An 18,914-nucleotide genomic window follows, 5' to 3' on the forward strand; every position below is an offset into this window, starting at 1 on the left:
CTTATCAAAATCAACAAAATATTCTTGATATTTTTATTACATAATAAAAATTATGTAATAAGATTTTTGATCTACAACAATAAATCTTTTATTTTCCCAATTTCACTTTTTGGAATAACAAGGTGAATCATATCTCCTAGATACATTCTGGTTGAGCCGTTAACTGTTTGGCTCTTGCCATTATGGACTTGGGTTGTAATAAGGATATTGTGTGGTAAGTTGAGTTCATGAACCTGTTTTCCAGCGATTTTGTCTGATACAGGAATTTCAATGAGGGTGACTTCTCCTTCATCTGTTGCTTCTTCTGGCAGCATTTTTTCCAACATAGCCTCATAGACTGGTGCACCCTTGAGTAGGTCCATAATGATGTAGGCGACCAAGGTCACTAAGCCAAGTGGCATGAGATTACGAATATCTCCTACCATCTCGGTTACTAGAATCATAGCGGTTAAGGGAGCTTTAGAAATCGCTCCAAAGTAGCCACTCATTCCCAGAATGACAAAGATAGGAAACTGCTCTTGACTGACAAGACCAAGATTGACACAAATAACACCAACTAGGGCACCAAGTAAGGACCCAAGCGCCAAAATTGGTAAGAAAATTCCTCCTGGAAGGCCACTTCCATAACTAATCATGCTCCAAACAAAGCGAATCAAAAAGTAAGCTAATAGAACTTGGAAACTAAAATCTTGCTCAGTCAGGGAAAGAACCAGCTGATTTCCACCACCAAGGATTTGGGGTAAGAAGATTCCGACTGGTATGATAAGGATAAAAGCAAGAATTGGATAATAAGCTCTATCCAAACGGATTTTTTGACCAAGCCAATCATAAACTCTGCCGACGTTTAACACAGCCTTCTCATAGAGAAAACCGGAAAGTCCAAGAAAAATTCCCATAAGGAGGTAAATCCAATACTGATCCAGGGTCATGAGTGGGATGTTGTCTGGCATGTCCAGTACGGGTGTTAGGCCAAATATGAGCAAAGAGACAAAGTTTGCTACGAGACTGGCTGCTAGAGTAGATACCCAGAAAAATCGAGAAAAGTGATGATAGACTTCTTCTACGACAAAGAGGAGTCCTGCAATCGGTGCATTAAAGGCTGCGGCTAATCCTGCTGCAGCACCACTGGCAATCAGGGAACGTTCCTCAACCGGACTGGATTTGAGCCACTTTGCAATACCTTTACCACCAACTGCTCCAAGTTGAATACTAGGTCCTTCACGCCCTAGCATGAGTCCACTAGCAATGGCAAGAATTCCTAGCACATATTTTTTCCAAAGAACGCCCCACCAGTTGAGGGTCATGAGGCCTTTCAGTTCGGCTTCGACTTGAGGGATTCCTGAGCCTTTGATATCTTTTTCTGAACGTGTCAGTTTAGCACTAATCCAGCAGATGAGTACGTAAAATAAAACCAGTATAAAAAGATTGCGCACTAAGTGCGCTTGATCTTGATAAAGTCCTTGTATCAGGTGGAAGCCTTTTTCAATTAAGAAACGAAAGGATCCAACGATGATCCCAACGACAAGACCGACAATGATTCCTCGTCCAACTTGGGATAATATGGTGCTCGAGGCAAAGGCAAATTCTTTCTTGGAACTGAGTGTTTCTGACTGTTCCTCCATAATCATTCCTTCTAACTTAAATTTCTTTTTCTCCTGAAACCAGTGATTTAACGGGTTCAAAACTGGTTCGGTGAATTGGGGTAACTCCTAGCTTTTCCAGTCCTTCTAGGTGTTTAGCAGTTCCATATCCTGCATTAGCAGTAAAATCATAGCCAGGGAACTGCTGGTCGTAGTCCTTCATCAATTCATCACGTGTCACTTTGGCTACTATTGAAGCTGCGGCGATAGAGAGAGAGTTTGCATCTCCTTTGATGATGGAGGTTTGTGAAATGGGCAAATCCAGTTTCATGGCATCTATCAAAAGGTGCTCTGGTTGAGGACTGAGCTGAGAGATTGCTTCCTGCATGGCTAGTTTGGTCGCTTCATAGATATTGACTTGGTCGATAACCTGATTATCCATGATACCAATGCCGATTGACAAGGCTTGGTCCTGAACTGCTTGGAAAATCTCCAGATGTTTCTTTTTAGGAATTTTCTTGCTGTCGTTGAGGTCTTTAATTTTACAATTTTGAGGTAAAATAACGGCTGCAGAGACTACAGGTCCAGCCAGAGGACCACGGCCAACCTCGTCAACACCTGCAATTAAGGTTAAACCTTGCTTGTAAAGCTCTTTTTCATAGGAAAGCATGGATTCCAAACGAAGATTCTCATCCAATTCAGCCTGAATGGCTTTTTTACGCTTGCTGATTTCTTTTTGAACTCCAGAGCGATTATCCTTTTCAAGATCTAAAAAAATAGGGCTTTCTAACTCCTTGACTGTTGCAAGGAGTTCTTTGATTTCTTTAATCGTCGCCATTGAGGTCTTCCAATGTATCTAAGGTATAGTTACCGAGTTTGCCGTCGCGGACTTCTTTCACGAAGAGACTGTAAAAGCGGTCATAGTCATCCCTGAAACCGAGGGCGCGGGTCATATCCATAATAATAACAGGCGCTTCTTCTTCAATTTTCATTTGTTTGAAGCGTTCAGCCAGCTTTTCTGGATAATGTTCTTTGAAATAATTGAGACCAAAAATAGTTACCTCATCCATAGGAAGCAACTGGTCTTTGATAGCTCCAGTCAAGGCCAACTTAAGGGCAACAGTTTCATCCTCAAACTTAGGCCAAAGAATCCCTGGTGTATCCAAGATTTCCAGGTCTTTATTGGTTTTGAGCCATTGTTGACCCTTGGTCACACCTGGTTTGTTGCCAACAACGGCAATCTTCTTACCAGCCAAACGGTTCATGAGAGTTGATTTACCAGCGTTTGGAATCCCGATAATCATGGTACGCAAGGTTTCAATCTGGATACCGCGTTCCTTCTGGCGTGTAATCTTATCCGCCATGAGTTTTTTTGCCGCATCTGTTACAACTTTTACAGTCACTTGCTCTTTGGAATTGATAGCTAGCGTCTGGATTCCTTGTGATTCAAAATACTGACGCCATTCCTTTGTCATTGCTGGATCGGCCAAGTCTGCCTTGTTTAAAATCAAGAGTTTTGGTTTGTCACCAACAATCTTGGTCAACATAGGATTTTGACTAGATAAAGGTAAGCGTGCATCAACCAAAATCGTCACAAAATCAACAAATTTTAAATTCTCCTGCACCTGTCGACGCGCTTTAGACATGTGACCAGGAAACCATTGAATAGTAGCCATTGAGTTTTTTTCCTTTCATAGCAAGGGTTTAGAGCCCCTATTTTATTTTACTATTGTCTAAACACCAAGCGAACACCAAAGCTACCATGCAATGGAAAAACCTCTGATTTGATTCTCACTTGATTTCACAATCTTTATATCAAACTGTGACTGTGGGTGGTATTTGACAATATCTTTTTTGATTTTTAATAGTAAATTTGAAACAATATTTTTAGGTGAGTAACGTGGACTAAGATGTAACAAGTCTTTGAACTCATCAACACTTAATTCTACTTTATTGCTATTATCACTAGTTTCAATAAATTTTTCAATCATTCTGGAATATTTACAGGTATAACTTTTCAATTCTTCAAAATGGAAATTGTGATTTTCTACAAATTGATTTAAGGCTTTTACAGTATTTTCTTGTGAACGATTTATATTATGTGTATAGCCCATTGTTGTCTCAAAGTTAGCGTGTCCTACCCTAGTCATAATATCTTTCACTGCTATGTGCATCTCATTACTTTGAAGGTAACTAATATGCATATGCCTAAACGAATGGGGAGTAACATGTTTTACCCACTTAAAACCATAGTCACTTAAACAATTTGTCAATAATTTTCCTTCTATTCGTTTCAAAATTTGACGAAAAGTGCTTGATGTTATTGGAGAGCCATATTCTGTTCTAAATACACTTTCAGAATGTGTAAAAGCAGGACAAGGATGTTTCTCCATATAAGCATCAAACTCTTTATTTCTCTGTATTGTCCTTTTAATAGCTTCGCTTGCAGCTTCAGGCAAAGCTACTTCTCTAATTGAATTGAGTGTTTTAGTTGTATCAAAATGAAATTGCTCAACTTTTAAACAATGATATTGAAGTGCCTTATCAATATGCAAGATTCCTTTTTCAAAATCAATATCTGATGGTAAAAATGCAGCTTCACTTATTCGAATACCTGTAAGCAACAATACTATAGCAAGATCATAATAGTTTGCATTTCTGCATTGACGTAACACATCAAAAAAAGCGTGTAATTCATGGATTTCTAGAAATTTAGAATCATGTCTTTCTTTTGCTTTACGCCTTTTCTCTAGTGAAATATCTAGTTTTACCGCAGTCATAGGAGAAAACTTAATGACATTATATAACACACCATGATTAAAAATCTTATTACAAGTGCTTTTTATATGAGTCATTGTTGAAGGCGATGCATCATACATTTCTAAATATTTATTGAGACTATTTTTCATCAGAAGTGGGGTAATCCTGTCTAATAAAAAATCATCTCCTATAATTTTCCCAAGATGCTTCATAACCAGTAGTTCTCTCTGAATTGTTTGTGGTTTAACAGAGACACACCACGTCTGAAACCAATTTTCTTTTAACTCTCCAAATGTTGTAATCAGTTCAGGACTAAACTGACTTTCAAATGAAGTAGTTAGTCTATCTATTTTATCAAGAACCTCTCTTTCAGCTTGTTTCCTCGCCCTACTAGTATTCTTAGTATAACTTACAGTTACTGATTTCCACTTTCCTGTTAGTGGATCTTTGTACTTTTCAACCACTTGATATAAGGGTTGCCCTTTTGAATTTGTTTTAGTTACATAATACATAATTTAATTCCTCTTAACTCTTAAAAAGAAATAAATCATTGTTGTATAGAATAAATAACTACCCTATATTATACCATGACTTCCTTATTTTGTCCGCTTTTGCTTCCATCTTAAGAAACTTTCAAATCCTTCTAGATTAATGAAAACAAGTTTATGGGTTGGGTTAATTACATACATGGAAAATGATCTGTTTTCTCTCATTTCTTTAATCCATCTGTTCAATGTATATTGATTTAAACCATCCCATCTTTTTAGAATTCCTTTTTTATCGGCCCATTCTGCAATGGAATTTTCGACAGATATATATTTTATATTCATGACATCATCCTTCCTAAAAAATATTTTTCCCTCCATGGCATGACTGATGAAGTCATCATAAGAATTTCACTTACTGCTCTTTTACGGTGGCAGCCTGAACGGTCAGAAGTATCATTGTATATCATTTGTATCATGGCATATAAAGTATCGCTCTATTTTATTGATGGTTTTAATATCGCTCTTATCATGGCGAGCCATTCAAATCTGCTCCACAAATGAGGAAAGTACCATTTTGGAATATTCAATTGTCAAAGAACAAATAAAAAATCTCCTCATTTTCACACTCTATTAAATTGAGGAGATTATTTTCCAAAGCGAATTTTATCAGGAAAATCTGTCAACCCCAATAGGTAGTCTGTACTGACATCGTAAAAGTTTGAGAGAGTTACCAATACATCTGCCGTTAAGGCATGCTCACCCCGCTCAATTTTAGCATAAGCTGAGTTTGTAAACGAAAGTATTTTAGCTATTTGTTTTTGGGTCAAATCGTGATCTTTCCTCAAATCTCTCAAACGTCTGTACATCTAGCTTTCTCCTGAGAAAAGTATAATATATAAAACTAAGAAATCATTCAAAGTGTCCCAATTGGACATTTTGAACTAAAATTAATTTATTAAACACTTCTCATAAGCATATCTATTATAGGTAAGACAATATTAAGAAAGACGGTCAAAATCTATTAACCGTCTAAAAATAAAAATGTTATAAGCTATTAAAAAATCAGCAGTAATCCGGTAACAAAAGTCGCATAATTTTGTTAAGAAAGGAATTAATGATGTTCAGATTACTGCTAACCAGCAAATTGAAAAATGGTCAACATGATATTTCCAATGTGAATATCTTACTTTCAGAACCTAAAGGTTGAATAATAGCCACCCCCTACTTATCAATAAAATTATCCGTTGCATTAACAGATGTATATAAACCACTCCATGGATCCAAAGCAATTAACTAGACTTTATTTGTCAATAACCACAAAATTAGATTAGAAAAATCATTAAAATTTAATTGGAATCCTTTGTGATGCTTTCTCAATAAAAGTAATACTTCTCAATATTTTAACTAAACTAAAGTAATAGCATAATGGTATCTTGATTGTATTCTTCTAAAACAGATTGCCCTTCACATTCAACTGTGATTGATTAAATGTTTCCAAAAATATATTCCAAAGGCACTCTAAATTCTCTATATCAGGTATCAACTTCTATCATACCTCTTCAATAGCGTGCTGAATATTAGCGATAATACCGTAATAGATACACCAATAATAAAAATATTAAAAGTATTGTTAGGATTTAAAACTACTGAGAAAAAAACGGTACCTAGTGGCATAAAAAGGATCGCTACTGAAAAGATAATTCCAAAGACTCTGCCAAGAAACTCATTATCTACATCTCTTTGAACAATAGAGAAAAATTGGATATTAAAAATGGAAAGAAATAGACTAAATAACGCTGGAGAAAAAATTAGGATAATGAGGTTATGGAATATAAAATAAAGCGGTGCAGTTAGCATTAACATTAAGCCTGAACACGCTGAAAAGAGAAGCAAACGTCTACTTGACAAAGATCTATTGACAAAACCACTTAATATCGATCCCAAAAAACCACCAATTGCTTGCGCTGTTAGAAAGCTTCCATAAAGTCTATCTGAAATTCCTTCAAACATTTGACTACTATAAGGTAATAATAAATTATAGGCTGCTAGAACAAAATTAACCAAAGCAGAAAGAATGATAATAATAAAGATTGGTTTATGGCTATAAACATACTTGAATCCTACTTTTAAGTCGTTAAAGACTCCACTTATTGTCATTTCCTCCTTTGTATCTACTTCTTCATTCACAGGTGTAACAAATAAAATCAATAAAGCTGCCATTAGAAATGATAATCCATCCAATAATAGCACCCCCCGTACCCCTAGAATGTTGTACAAGAAGATTGCTACCATAGGAATCGTTACTTTTATTACAGTACTCGTTGTTTCTAATAGTGAATTTAGTTTGGAAATACTATCTTCTTTTACGACTTCTTTCGTAAAAGCCTTGTAGGACGGTCCTGAAAATGCGCTCATAAAAGCCAATATGACATTTGTGATAACAATCGCATAAACTAACCATTGTTCTTTAGAGATTAATGATAGAACTATGCAAGCGGCTCCAGATAAGAAATTTGTCCCAATGATAATTTTTTTCCGCTTAAAACTATCTGCAATGACTCCACCGAATAAATTGAATAGAACCCCGATCACCTTTTCTAATGATTGATAAATGGCAACCAACGATAAAGATGTTGGATTTAGTCCTGCCAGAAAGGTATTATTAGCGAAGTCAAACATGATATCTCCGATTTTAGATACCCCTTTACTCGTGACAAGATAACTTATATTCTTTATTTTTTTATTTTCCATTAATATCACCTCATATTATCTTTTTCAGGTCCTCCATTAGCAATGTCTAAAATGCTACCACAATTTGTATAAGGCACTATTTAATTTCATCATAGTTTAACAATAAAAGTATATCTACAACCTATCATTACCATTATTAGTGTTATAAGACACCTTAAATAATGGTTGAAAGAAACTATGAAATAACTTTGAAAGTATTACTCGTTCAAAAGAGTCTTTAAAACCCTAAAATTCTAAAGATGGAAATGTTGATTTATCCACTTTTATAGAATCTGATTTTTATAAAAATAGGAGTTTTTAAAACTCCATCATGAAATATCTGTATTACCAACTAACTTCACCAAGTAATTGAACTAAATTCTCTCGTATCTATTAAAAACGTAACATTCTTAATCTTATGCAGATAAAAAATTAGACCCTAACTACTAAGTAGTAAACCATGTATCAGTAATAGTTTCCGACCAATCAATTGACTTGCTATAAAAATTCTTTATATCCATTGCTTTTTGAAGGAGTTCATCCAAATTCTTCCCAAAAAAGCTAACAGTTAATAAGTAATCCATCTGTTTCTGTAATCCAGCAAAGCGAACATTTTCATATTGTTTAATTTGTATCTCTATAATCCCATCCAAATCCAATATTGGAATAGACTTCACATATCCCTTTTGTGCCGGTATCCATACTTTCCCAGAAAGCCTAATACTTGAAGTGTTGCCTATATTATAAGGAATGCCTAACTCTCTTTTTACCAAATATTCATCCAAATTAATTGAGAATGATTTAATAATATTTTTCGTATATTCACCCCCTACAAGCCTACTTCCAATCTCACAGAGTATTGGATTACCAGATTTATCAATAAATATTTCTGCATGAAAAATCGTATTATAATCAACTTCAAATTTTTTAAAAATCTCTGCAGTATAATTTTTTAATAACTTGTCTTCATTCGAGTCAATATCAAGCATTATTGAACCAAGACCAAATCCCTCTTCAAATGCTTCTAAACAATTTTTGACATACATACTACAACAAGAAAACTCTATCGATTGACCGTTAAAAAATCCGTCAACATGATATAGCTGTCCACTCACATATTCTTCAACCAAGTAATCATCTAGCGAAATATTATAAAGAACATCTGACAACGAATCTTTATTTTCAATTTTGATAACACCTTTTGAAGCCCATTTTTTTCTTGGTTTCAAAATCACAGGATACCCAAATTGTTCACAGAAAGATACAACATCCATAAAGTGATCTACTTTTCTAAATTTAGGAATTTTAAAACCTTCTTTAGAAAGTTTTTTCCGCATTAGATATTTATCTCTAAACAATAGTGCTTCTTCAAGTGTTTGACCTTTTATTCCCAAATTCTTTCGTATACAAGCAGCTCGAATAATACTACCTTCTTCAAAAGCTAAAATTTTTGTAACAGGATCGATTTTATTTAATTCATAAATAAATTGCTCAACATTTCCGTTGGTCTCAAATTCAGGAAAACCTATAGCCTTATCATAAGAAAAACTATTTATCGTTTCGAGATAGCCCAAGATATATACCTCTTGGTCAAAATCATTTAACCATTTTAAATAATTATGTTTAGACTTACCTTCACGATCAATAATCACTACAGACATATTTCACCTCCAAAATTGACTATTCATACAGTACTTCAATACAGGAATTCAATGTCTTTTCTCTACCTGAGATTAACTCATTGTAATCGTTTGAAGTTTTTATCACATGACCAATCCTATTTGAGCTACCTATTTCTCTCCTCTTATCCCCCGCTTTAACATATAATTCAGTAGCGATAATATCCTTATGATTTTCAATATAGTGATCATCTAAAGTAACTGTTTTAATTACTTCACCTTCAAATTCCTCAAAATAAATAGCTACAAATTTAGAAGAAAAGACAAAATTATCAAAATCATTTAAAAGTTGAGCAGATGATAGGGCTGCTATCTCTATAGGATTATGGTTTATACTAATATTTCTATATAATTCCGAAATCATACCTCCACCTAATCTAAAGTGAGTTTCGACAACATGAATCTCTTGATTGTTTGTGATAATTATCTCTGTATGAGTTGGACCATTTGTAACCTTCAAAATTGATAATAGTTTCCCCATATAGTTGTTAATTATATCTTTTAAATCAGTCGAAATATTAGCAGGTACAATATGGCCAATCTCAACAAATGTTTCGAGATTTTTTAATTTTTTTGTTATACCATAAATATGATGCTGACTATTTACGCTTATAGCCTCTATACTAAATTCTTCACCTTCAATAAATTTTTCAATTATAAACGTTTCATCTGAAATCTCTACTTGATTCACTATTTCCTTCATGTTTGATGAATCAACTTTATAGATTGCTCGACTCCCAGTACCATCTATCGGTTTTAAGATTGATGTGCCATTTTTGTTGACAAATCTTATCACATCATCTCTATTCTCAATCATTTCACAGTTAACGTTGTCAAAGAATGAATTTTTCAAGTAAGTTCTCAATGCATACTTATTATTTATAACCATCATTTGAGTTTCATTGATATTAAAAGGTATCTTTGTTTTTTCAGCTATTTTGTATGCTAGTGCTTGTAAATTTTCAAACATACAAATTATCGATTGATAGTCTCCTAAATATTCAACAGCCTTACTTACTGTTTCAATAATTTGAACTTCATTTTTAAAACTGTTAAAGGCAAGAACTTCATCATAAAGATCTTTAAAATATGGTTTTATCTTCGAAGATTCACAAACCAATGTTAACTTACAATTATTTTTTTTAAGTGCTCTGTGTATTTCAGAGAAACCACCAATAACAAGTATTTTAGACATTTTTTTCTCCTAATAGTTCATCAATATCTACTAGTCTATTATCGTTTCCTAAGGCTAAACTTCGAATAGAATTCCGTTTTTTTATTTCTATATGAATACCTCTATCCTTGAGAATATCAGAATATTTTGCTACTATCCATTCAGGAAATATTCCGTATTCACCTTTTAGTTTTCTGAAATCAATTGAATTAACCTCTTGATTCCTAAGCATGTTTTCAACTTTATTCAATCTCTTTGCTATATCAATAGAGAAATAATTTATTTTTTCTATACTTTCCTCAAGTTGTCTCTTCTGCTGAATGTTCAAATCAGTATAACCTAAACTGTGAACAAGATTAGAAGATAAGTCAACTAATTTTTTCTTTGATAAATTGGAGATAGTTTTTGAATCTAATAAAAAAGCTAATTCACGTATAATTTTTTTTAAAAAATACCCCTGTTTTTTATTTGAAATTTCTCCTATCCCACCATGAATTAATAAAACCAAAACTCTAAAAAGTAAAACGAATCTATTAACATTTAAAAAATCAATAGGCAATGATGACACAACTGGCAACAAAAAATTAATTTCGGAAATTCCCCAGATTGATTCTTTTTCTTCTAGAATCATTGCTAAACGTTCTGCATAAAAAACTACATCAAAATGGTAGTTTCCATCTCTATATATAGTTGCAATTGTTCCGAACGGAACTACACCATTAAGATACTTGTAATATAAGTAAGAGTAATTACCTGTAGGTCTCTGTTTTCCTATATGAAATTTCTCAATATTTTTCCATTCATATATATTTTCAGATGGTATTCCTGTTTTTATGTACCATCTGCGAAACTCTAATTCTTTATCACATCGTACATATATACGGTGTGTAAATAAACCAATGCTTTGCAAAAAAGCTAAAGCATGATAAATCATCTCTGCCGGTTCTTTGCAATTCTTAACTAGAAATGATAAGCCAACCTCCATCGGATTAGTCAATCTATTAATACCGACGCCATCTAATTTATTTGAAAAATATGATAGCTGTTTTGTTACATATTTTTCCACGCAACCAGTTTCAGATAGCATATCAAACAAACTAATATGCTCTGAAATAGCAGACATATTAAAGATAGTCTCTGACCCTCTAGGTCTAACAACTTTACCTTCTTGTAGTTTTCGAAATCCATTTTCTTGACCATAAAAATAAAACTGTTTGATAATTTCAATTACGTCCATTTTTTTCTCTCATTAATTGGACATAGCCCTTTGTTTCTATTTTTGAATTTAAAAACGAGAACTCTCCGCACATTTTCTCATAAAAATTATTATAATCTTCTTTTGAAAAATCTCCTAAAATCTCTATTTCAAGATAAAATCCAAGACCATCAATCTTATCTAGATTAATCGTTTTATTTTCTAATACGTCATGATAAGTCTTTCTATATTTACTTATTGTGAAAATATTTGAAAAACCATCTTGCAAGATATTCCTTACAAATTCTAGTTTTTCAGATTCCAACTCTATTTCACTTTCACTCCACATTCCTTGTTTTATCGTATCTTTTCTTGTGAAAACACATGCCTTATCATCAGCTTCTTGACGAATTCTGTAAATAAAGCTACCTACCTCATCATTTTCAAATTCTCTTCCTTTTGTTTTAAAATATTCATCAACTTGCTTATTTTCACACTTAAATTTATAAGATTTTTCTAAATATGAAATAGCATTATTATAATCCCTCTCATCGTTAAGTTCAAATCTAACTTCTAATTCATTCATTAATTTTACCTCTCAATTCTTCAAAGGCTGAAGTCTCTTTAAATTCACTCAGTCTATAGTAAGTTTCTGGTGATGTTTTATGGACACAAAGCCTAATATTGTAATTACCAAGCAAATTTTCTAATCGTATTCCATAAAAATATTCACCACATCTGCCCTTTTCCCTAATTCTACAACATTTACACATATCGTGCAAGTAGTTTGGAATCAGTATTTTAAATCCCACTTCACCAATATTAGGAACATTATAAAAAATAGTTCCAGATGAACTTCCTTTGATATATTTCCTACTTATTTCAATACCATTTAACGAATCAAAAAAATTTCTAATCGCACTAATAGATTTTTCATTGCTTTCAACTTCGTTTAAGATTCTTATGGCAATGTTGCGGCTACTAGCCCACTTCATCACTTCATAAGCTCTACCGAAATCTTCAGAGCTGGCTACAACAGTATTTATCTTTACAGGAACTCCTTTTCTACTTACATATTCTATTAGTTCTTTTAACTTCCGATGATTTTGCTCTACCCATCTATTAGAACGATTAACTTGAGTGTTGTACATTTCAACCGTATCTACCGCATGTAAACTAAAATTAATTCCATCTATTCCCGAAGATATTATCTTATCAAAAACCTCCTTTTTACCTCCAATTGAGGTCATCTTAACAACAAAATTATATTCTTTCAATTTTTTAATAATTAAGTCAATATCTGGATGTAAACTAGGCTCACCACCTGTCAAATGTACCTCAGTAATATTTAAGGAATCTGTTAGATCAATAAAATCATTAAAAAATTTATCATTGAAAAAATCAATATTTTTTATTAATCTTTGTTCCCTACTACCTGTTCCTTCATTATGACACCACCAGCAGTTCCAATTACAGTTATCTGTCAGCTTTACCCTAATACTATTCAATGGAGTATATACGGAATCTTTTCTAGGTTTTATAAACTCTAATACACTCATTACAACCACCCCAGTTCTAGTGAATATCTTTTTCGATATTCAAACTTGTAACTCTAAATACTATAATTCCTTAACAGAACCCTAACTAAAAATTGTTTAATCAAAATAATTCTTCAAATCCAGTTTTTCAAGACTTATTTCTATACTAAAACAACATCTTCCCAGAACTTCAATAATTTCTTCATGATTAATCCTCCTTGATTATAAAAACTATTAGACCTACTGCCTAATGTTATTATATCACTAGCAGTTGGTCTAATAGTTTTTATCCCTAATTTGCAATTAGTTACTATTAAGTACTCTCTCAATATATTTTTCCCATCTATCTACTAAATTCATGCTTTCCAAGGTTTTCAGAAAGCCAATACACTTTCTCATCTCTAAAATATTACTCAATTCATTTGTCATCTTAAAATTGTAACAACTATCTATGAGGTGAAAAACTAATCTTTCATATAATTCTGTTTCATCAAAAAATAACTGGACTAATTGTTCTCTATAATAAGATGCATCAACTATATTATTTCTTTCTACGCTGAGGCTAAAAGCATTAAATAACATGCTGGTAATTAATCTTCTATGGGTCGGTAAATGTTTATAAAAATCAGTTCTTCTCACCATTTCCTTCGTTAATATCATAATGCTTGATTGGCAAAAAATTTCCATTGTGGAGGAAAATAGCTCTAATTCATATTCACCCCAGATATCTATGCTGAATAAATAGTCTGATATAAAATCAATTTCTTCAGAAGTCACAATATTATCTTTCTCAATTTCTTGGAGCTTTAACTTAATCAAAATTATTGTTAATTTCTTACTTAGTTTCTCCTCTTCCTTTTCTATACAATTAATTAGGAGTCTTCTCAAGGCTGGGCTGTTGTTCTTATAAAAATAATTATTTATCTTATCAATTACCTCGAAATTACTCATCTTATGAAAACCACGCCCTAAATACATAAACTCTTCTAAAGATACGTCCAGTGTCTTTAAAACTGAAAGTAATTTACTAAGAGTAATATCTGTATATCCATTTTCAAATCTAGATAACTGAGAGGTAGAAATCTCATCATTAGCAATATTATAAAGAGAGAGGCCCTTAGCTTCTCGAATTTTTTTTTAAGATTTGTCCTAAATTTTTCATTGCTTCCTCTCCTTGTTGCAGATTAGGGATGTTTTCATATATAAGTAAGCCAATTAGTTTTCAAATATTCTAGATTTTAGTAAAACTAAAATAGTATTTCTATTGTGATTATACAATGAAAGTAAATACGTCACTCATAAAAATATGTTTTATATGACAGCAATCAGTGAAATATAACAGTTTTCATTTCATTTATTAGTCGTTAAAAGCTTGTCTTTTTCCTACTTTTGTTCCTAATATACCTTTATATGATAAATATCTGCAAGTTACCAATCTGAACGCTTAGAAATATATTCTTTGTAGTGTCTTACTTGAGATTCGTAACTGTTTTTCTAATTCTCACTATCGGAACTAACTTTGCAATAAGTAACAACCCTTTTTAGGTGTCTTCTATGTCTCTTAGACGAACTAAATAACCAACTTTTATTATTTGTGATAATAACTTCTTGCATAATAGATATCCTCTAAGAATTACGTATAAGATTAGTAAGAATCAACCTCCGACTATAATGATAATATCCATAATCAATAACAATATTGATGTAAATTTTAAAAGTTTTTTCATACTGAACCTCCCTTTATTTTTTATTTATTGTATAATAAATAAAAAATCCTTGTAATTTTGTTGGGAATATGGGAAAAATGAAATCAAAACTTGGTATAACACTCAGAAAAATTCGAAAAGGGAAGAAAATAAGTTTAAGTTCAATTGCTGATAGTAATTTATCTAAATCTCAAATCTCTAGATTTGAACGGGGAGAATCAGAAATCTCTTGTATTCGACTAATCAATATTTTAGATAAATTACATATAACTTTGGATGAATTTATTATTCTTCATGACAATAATTCTACTAGAACTGGATCATTCGCTAACTTGGTGCAATATATTCGAAAACACTACTCCACAAAAAATTTTGATAGTATTATTGAATTACTATCAAACTCTTCAAGTTATAACTTGGGTCCTTATGAAAAGACAATGGTAAAATCGATTCTCTATACAACAAATAAAAATTTTCTCCCCTCGGACGAGGAGTTATTACAGCTTACAGATTATCTTTTTAAAGTTGAAAACTGGGGTTACTATGAAATTATCTTATTAGGTAACTGTGTAAGAACAATTAATTATAACTCCTTTTTCCTATTAACTATAGAAATGTTAAAAAATTATATCTATTCAACATTAAATAAGACAAATAAACGGCTTGTTACACAATTGGCAATCAATTGCCTAATTGTTAGTATTGATAAAGAAGAATTTCAAAATTGTAGTTTTCTAATCAAAGAAATAAAAAAATTACTAAATAATGAATTAAACTATTATGAACAAACCGTCTTCTTATATACATGTGGATACTTTGAATTTAAGTGCAATCTTGCGAACGGAATCGAAAAGATGAAACAAGCACTTCAGGTATTTGAAATTTTAGGAGAACATAATATAAAAGCACAGTACCAAGAGCACTATGACAAATATATTAATCAATGACACAAGGATAGTTAATCTTTAACCACCATAGGATTAGTTCTTGTTATTCCAATAGTATTTCTATACTAAATTTTTTATCAAAATCCTTATCATTCAGTACTTTTACAAACATTTCTAAATTTTTTATTAAGTTCTCATACTCATAAAGATAATGATTTAGCTCCTCTTGAAACGCTCTTATTTCTTCGCTTACTTGTTCTACTGTAATTGATTCTGGCAAATTTAATTTTAAAAAGTCATATCTTGCAATCTTTCGACTGCTCACATCTTCACTCTTCAAATTGATAAGCACTTCCGCCATCTTATTTAAGTTGGCGATTTTTTCATTAATTTGATTTAGTTTTATATCTATCTCTGCTATTTCTTTTACTAACTCATCTTTAATGTCTTGGTATTTCTTATCTGCTTCAGTTAATTCAATGAAGAGGTTAATCTCAGTAATCTTTTCCTGTAGACTCTTAACTGTAGGTCTTCTGTATGGTATTACTCGACTATCGTTGGTTAGCTGTCTTATCAATGTTCGTCCTTTGACATACTGATTCTTATCCGAATGTTCTTTGTTATAGACAAAGCATGAGGTTGTCTCACGTATAAAGATTTTATATTTTGTTTGATTCTCTTCTTCCAGAATATCTAATTGATAATTGGGAATGAAAATGAGACCACTCTGCTTAATACCAAAAGACACTTTGATATAAATGCCCTCATCAACTAGCTTCGCTATTTGGTTCTCTGCAAGTTCCACTTCAAATTCACGAACGGTATCTCGTTTTTCTTTAAATGTCTCAAAGGCTTCCTCAATCTCTTCAGTGGATACTTTATCCTTATCTCGTTCTTCTTGGAAAGCATGGTACTGTGCCTGTAAATTCTCTAATCCTTCTGAAGCACCGACTTCCTTATTTTTAAAATAATCTTGAAAAAATTTGACATCATATAATTTCTTATCACTTATTTTTTGATGACCTAAACTTATCTTTTGATTATCTTCTTCCAGGATAAAAGTTACATTTTTTTGTTTTAAGTCAATGGTTAGATTCAATTCTTTTGCTTTTGTTATTAAATCTTCTAAAAAATTGACACGGTTCAACAAAAATTCTAAACGACTTTCAATCTCTTGCTTAGCAAAATGCATTCTAAAAAATTCTTCATCATATAGATCTCGTTTGCTGAGTTGGCGTCCTCGAATTGGTTTTATCATCGTTCTATCTGTCATCAAAAAACGGCTATGCTTTTGACTAAAATCAATCTGAACATGCAACTGCTTTGCTTTCTCTAAAAAATCATCAAACGATTTAGATTGCTGCATCAAAAAATAAAGACGTTGCTTTAATTCAAATTTATGACTAGACTGCCTATATTTTTGATAGTCACGGTAAGAAAAACTCTTCTCAATAATTTTCGCCCCAGCCACTTTAGAAATACGGTCTGAAATCATACGGAGATTTCGTTCTAAGGCATAGTTCCATATCAATTTTTTATCTGAATTGCGGTCAATAGAGTTGATTATGATGTGATTATGAACATGATCTTTGTCTGTATGAGTTGCTACGATAAACTTAAAACGACCTCCTGTCAATTCCATCATGGTCTCATAACCAATGCGGTTAATTTCTTCAGGTGTCAGATTATCTTCAGGAGAAAATGATTGAATGAGGTGATGAGCATGAATAGTTTGTTGGTGTTTTTCTTGTCGGTCGTTTCTGGATTCGTACAACTTGTCATTATTGGTGAAGTTGACATTGTACATCTCTACCATTTCTGCATGGCTAGGAAAGTCTAAGTAATTACTCATGCCAAAATCAGATACTAATTTTAGATTATCCGTTTTTTCTGGATTGAGGATATATTTAATCAATCGTCTACGGTATTTTTTACCATGCGTCGCAAAGTGTTTAGTGACTACCATAAAACTCCCTCAGTCTATTCACTTCAACTTGAAAATCTTTCTCTACTCCAGTAATTAACTCACTAATTCCCTTACTCAATTCTTGTAATTGTTCCTGAGAAATCAGATGGCTCTGATTGATAGCGCGCGCAATTTGATTAATATTATTTCCGATCCGTCTCAATTCAAACACTAACTGTTCATAGGTATCCGTGTTAATTGTGACAAAAGCCATATTGGGATTAAGCAAAACTTTTCTGGCATAGGCTGAGAAATTTTGACAATTGCTCTTAGCAATCCGTTCATTCAATTGGTGTAATTCTGGATCAGTTAGAAATACTTTTTTGAGATTGGTACGATAGCGATAAACCATTACATCCTCCTAACCAATATATTTTTCACGGAACTCACGACTGAGTGGCTGCACTTGATTCACTTCTGCAATCAATTCTTGAACGCAAGTCAATAAGATTGAGACGTGCTCTTGAGTCACTTGATGATTTTCTCTTGCGACAACCAGAACTTCATACACATCTCGACTAATCTGTTCAAACTTTTGAGACTGCCAAAGGGAGAACCAACTTTCAAGAATTCTATCCTGATAATTATTTTTCAATAAATTTTGACGAAGAAATTCTGAGAAACTATCCACTTTTTGTTCCCTCATCATTTCTTTTATCTGTTTTTCTTCTTGTCTCGTGATTCTAAATTGCTTACGGATTGACTTAATTTCTTGTCCCATTCTGATATCCCTTCAACATTCTACTTGTCTGACAGTGTAAGTCTACCTCACATTGTCAGTACGCTTCCTAAAGACCTCACTTGCTTCTTGTTCGGTCTTTGCGAGCTCAGATATTGTGTCCACAATATCCCAAAAATCATATCGCCAGCTGACTAAAACCTTTCAGTTGTGACAGCTAACGATAAGATAACTTGGTGGCTCCGCCCCCAAACCCCCATAGAAAATCAAAAATTTATTTTCTATGAATGATATTAGGATAACAAGGATGATTTGGAAAAGTTATCACAAATATTGTGACAATATCTGCAATGATTTATCTATAATTTCGTACCCTTCATTATTCAAACCTACATTGTAAACCATAGCTTATTCAAGAATACGCCTCTGTAAAAATTCAAATGTACCTAAAATACACTCTATACTCCCATTATTTTTTGACAATAGTTCCGTTTATTAGGGTGTTCGTTCTTTACAATTTCGATTCGTTCCG

Annotated in this window: 17 protein-coding genes and 2 pseudogenes; 1 reads left to right on the plus strand and 18 read right to left on the minus strand. The window is 32.6% G+C overall.

Translation table 11 applies throughout. The features are described from left to right. Positions 1-71 precede the first annotated feature (71 nt). The 15 genes and pseudogenes from HMPREF0851_RS06320 to HMPREF0851_RS16760 all read right to left on the minus strand — a co-directional run. Positions 72-1,622 (minus strand): ClC family H(+)/Cl(-) exchange transporter, encoded by a 1,551-nt coding sequence (locus HMPREF0851_RS06320; RefSeq protein WP_000392573.1) that lies wholly within the window; start codon positions 1,620-1,622, stop codon positions 72-74. 16 nt (positions 1,623-1,638) lie between these two features. Then, positions 1,639-2,418, minus strand: coding sequence for a ribonuclease HII (locus HMPREF0851_RS06325; RefSeq protein ID WP_000201108.1), 780 nt, complete (start codon positions 2,416-2,418; stop codon positions 1,639-1,641). Further along, positions 2,405-3,256, minus strand: coding sequence for a ribosome biogenesis GTPase YlqF (gene ylqF / locus HMPREF0851_RS06330; RefSeq protein ID WP_000201325.1), 852 nt, complete (start codon positions 3,254-3,256; stop codon positions 2,405-2,407). The genes HMPREF0851_RS06325 and ylqF overlap by 14 nt, the downstream gene beginning before the upstream one ends. Before the next feature lie 81 nt (positions 3,257-3,337). After that, the gene (locus HMPREF0851_RS06335; RefSeq protein WP_000291918.1) at positions 3,338-4,852 is read right to left on the minus strand and encodes a tyrosine-type recombinase/integrase; all 1,515 of its coding nucleotides are present in this window, start codon (positions 4,850-4,852) and stop codon (positions 3,338-3,340) included. 84 nt (positions 4,853-4,936) lie between these two features. Next, positions 4,937-5,170 carry a hypothetical protein gene (locus HMPREF0851_RS06340; RefSeq protein ID WP_001022844.1) on the minus strand — a complete coding sequence of 78 codons (234 nt, stop codon included), beginning with the start codon at positions 5,168-5,170 and terminating at the stop codon, positions 4,937-4,939. Positions 5,171-5,472: 302 nt separating this feature from the next. Beyond that, entirely contained in the window at positions 5,473-5,694 is a 222-nt protein-coding gene (locus tag HMPREF0851_RS06345) for a helix-turn-helix domain-containing protein (RefSeq protein ID WP_000286255.1), read from the minus strand. A gap of 673 nt (positions 5,695-6,367) precedes the next feature. After that, on the minus strand, positions 6,368-7,579 hold the full coding sequence (locus HMPREF0851_RS06350) for an MFS transporter (protein ID WP_000428251.1): 1,212 nt from the start codon (positions 7,577-7,579) through the stop codon (positions 6,368-6,370). A gap of 425 nt (positions 7,580-8,004) precedes the next feature. Next, complete coding sequence (locus HMPREF0851_RS06355) at positions 8,005-9,219, minus strand: ATP-grasp domain-containing protein (protein ID WP_000117696.1); 1,215 nt, start codon at positions 9,217-9,219, stop codon at positions 8,005-8,007. A gap of 19 nt (positions 9,220-9,238) precedes the next feature. Continuing rightward, positions 9,239-10,432, minus strand: coding sequence for an ATP-grasp domain-containing protein (locus HMPREF0851_RS06360; protein ID WP_000036066.1), 1,194 nt, complete (start codon positions 10,430-10,432; stop codon positions 9,239-9,241). Further along, entirely contained in the window at positions 10,425-11,648 is a 1,224-nt protein-coding gene (locus HMPREF0851_RS16265; protein ID WP_000382495.1) for a hypothetical protein, read from the minus strand. Before HMPREF0851_RS16265 ends, HMPREF0851_RS06360 begins: the two co-directional genes overlap by 8 nt. Continuing rightward, entirely contained in the window at positions 11,635-12,192 is a 558-nt protein-coding gene (locus HMPREF0851_RS06365) for a CYTH domain-containing protein (protein ID WP_001003836.1), read from the minus strand. The genes HMPREF0851_RS16265 and HMPREF0851_RS06365 overlap by 14 nt, the downstream gene beginning before the upstream one ends. Continuing rightward, complete coding sequence (locus HMPREF0851_RS06370) at positions 12,185-13,165, minus strand: radical SAM protein (protein ID WP_000114485.1); 981 nt, start codon at positions 13,163-13,165, stop codon at positions 12,185-12,187. The genes HMPREF0851_RS06365 and HMPREF0851_RS06370 overlap by 8 nt, the downstream gene beginning before the upstream one ends. A gap of 282 nt (positions 13,166-13,447) precedes the next feature. Then, positions 13,448-14,122, minus strand: a complete 675-nt coding sequence (locus HMPREF0851_RS06375) for a positive transcriptional regulator MutR family protein (RefSeq protein WP_009014189.1) — start codon at positions 14,120-14,122, stop codon at positions 13,448-13,450. A 12-nt stretch (positions 14,123-14,134) separates the two neighbouring features. Beyond that, a pseudogene (locus tag HMPREF0851_RS16755) lies at positions 14,135-14,275 on the minus strand (helix-turn-helix domain-containing protein); the annotation flags it as partial. Between the two features lie 235 nt (positions 14,276-14,510). After that, positions 14,511-14,695, minus strand: a pseudogene (locus HMPREF0851_RS16760) (recombinase family protein); the annotation flags it as partial. A gap of 253 nt (positions 14,696-14,948) precedes the next feature. On the opposite strand from HMPREF0851_RS16760, the gene HMPREF0851_RS06380 reads away from it, so the two are divergent. Continuing rightward, positions 14,949-15,797, plus strand: coding sequence for a helix-turn-helix domain-containing protein (locus HMPREF0851_RS06380; RefSeq protein WP_025169843.1), 849 nt, complete (start codon positions 14,949-14,951; stop codon positions 15,795-15,797). Between the two features lie 43 nt (positions 15,798-15,840). Here the strand turns inward: HMPREF0851_RS06380 and HMPREF0851_RS06385 are convergent, their stop codons facing one another. Genes HMPREF0851_RS06385 through HMPREF0851_RS06395 form a run of 3 tightly spaced genes read right to left on the minus strand, consistent with a single transcriptional unit; the run spans position 15,841 to position 18,424 of the window. Further along, positions 15,841-17,703, minus strand: a complete 1,863-nt coding sequence (locus HMPREF0851_RS06385; protein ID WP_000261807.1) for an SAG1250 family conjugative relaxase — start codon at positions 17,701-17,703, stop codon at positions 15,841-15,843. Beyond that, positions 17,690-18,055 (minus strand): plasmid mobilization relaxosome protein MobC, encoded by a 366-nt coding sequence (gene mobC, locus HMPREF0851_RS06390; RefSeq protein WP_000263035.1) that lies wholly within the window; start codon positions 18,053-18,055, stop codon positions 17,690-17,692. The genes HMPREF0851_RS06385 and mobC overlap by 14 nt, the downstream gene beginning before the upstream one ends. Before the next feature lie 9 nt (positions 18,056-18,064). Then, entirely contained in the window at positions 18,065-18,424 is a 360-nt protein-coding gene (locus tag HMPREF0851_RS06395; protein WP_000529549.1) for an SAG1252 family conjugative relaxosome accessory protein, read from the minus strand. Between the last annotated feature and the right edge of the window lie 490 nt (positions 18,425-18,914).

Source organism: Streptococcus sp. M334, from assembly GCF_000187745.1.
Lineage (GTDB): Bacteria > Bacillota > Bacilli > Lactobacillales > Streptococcaceae > Streptococcus.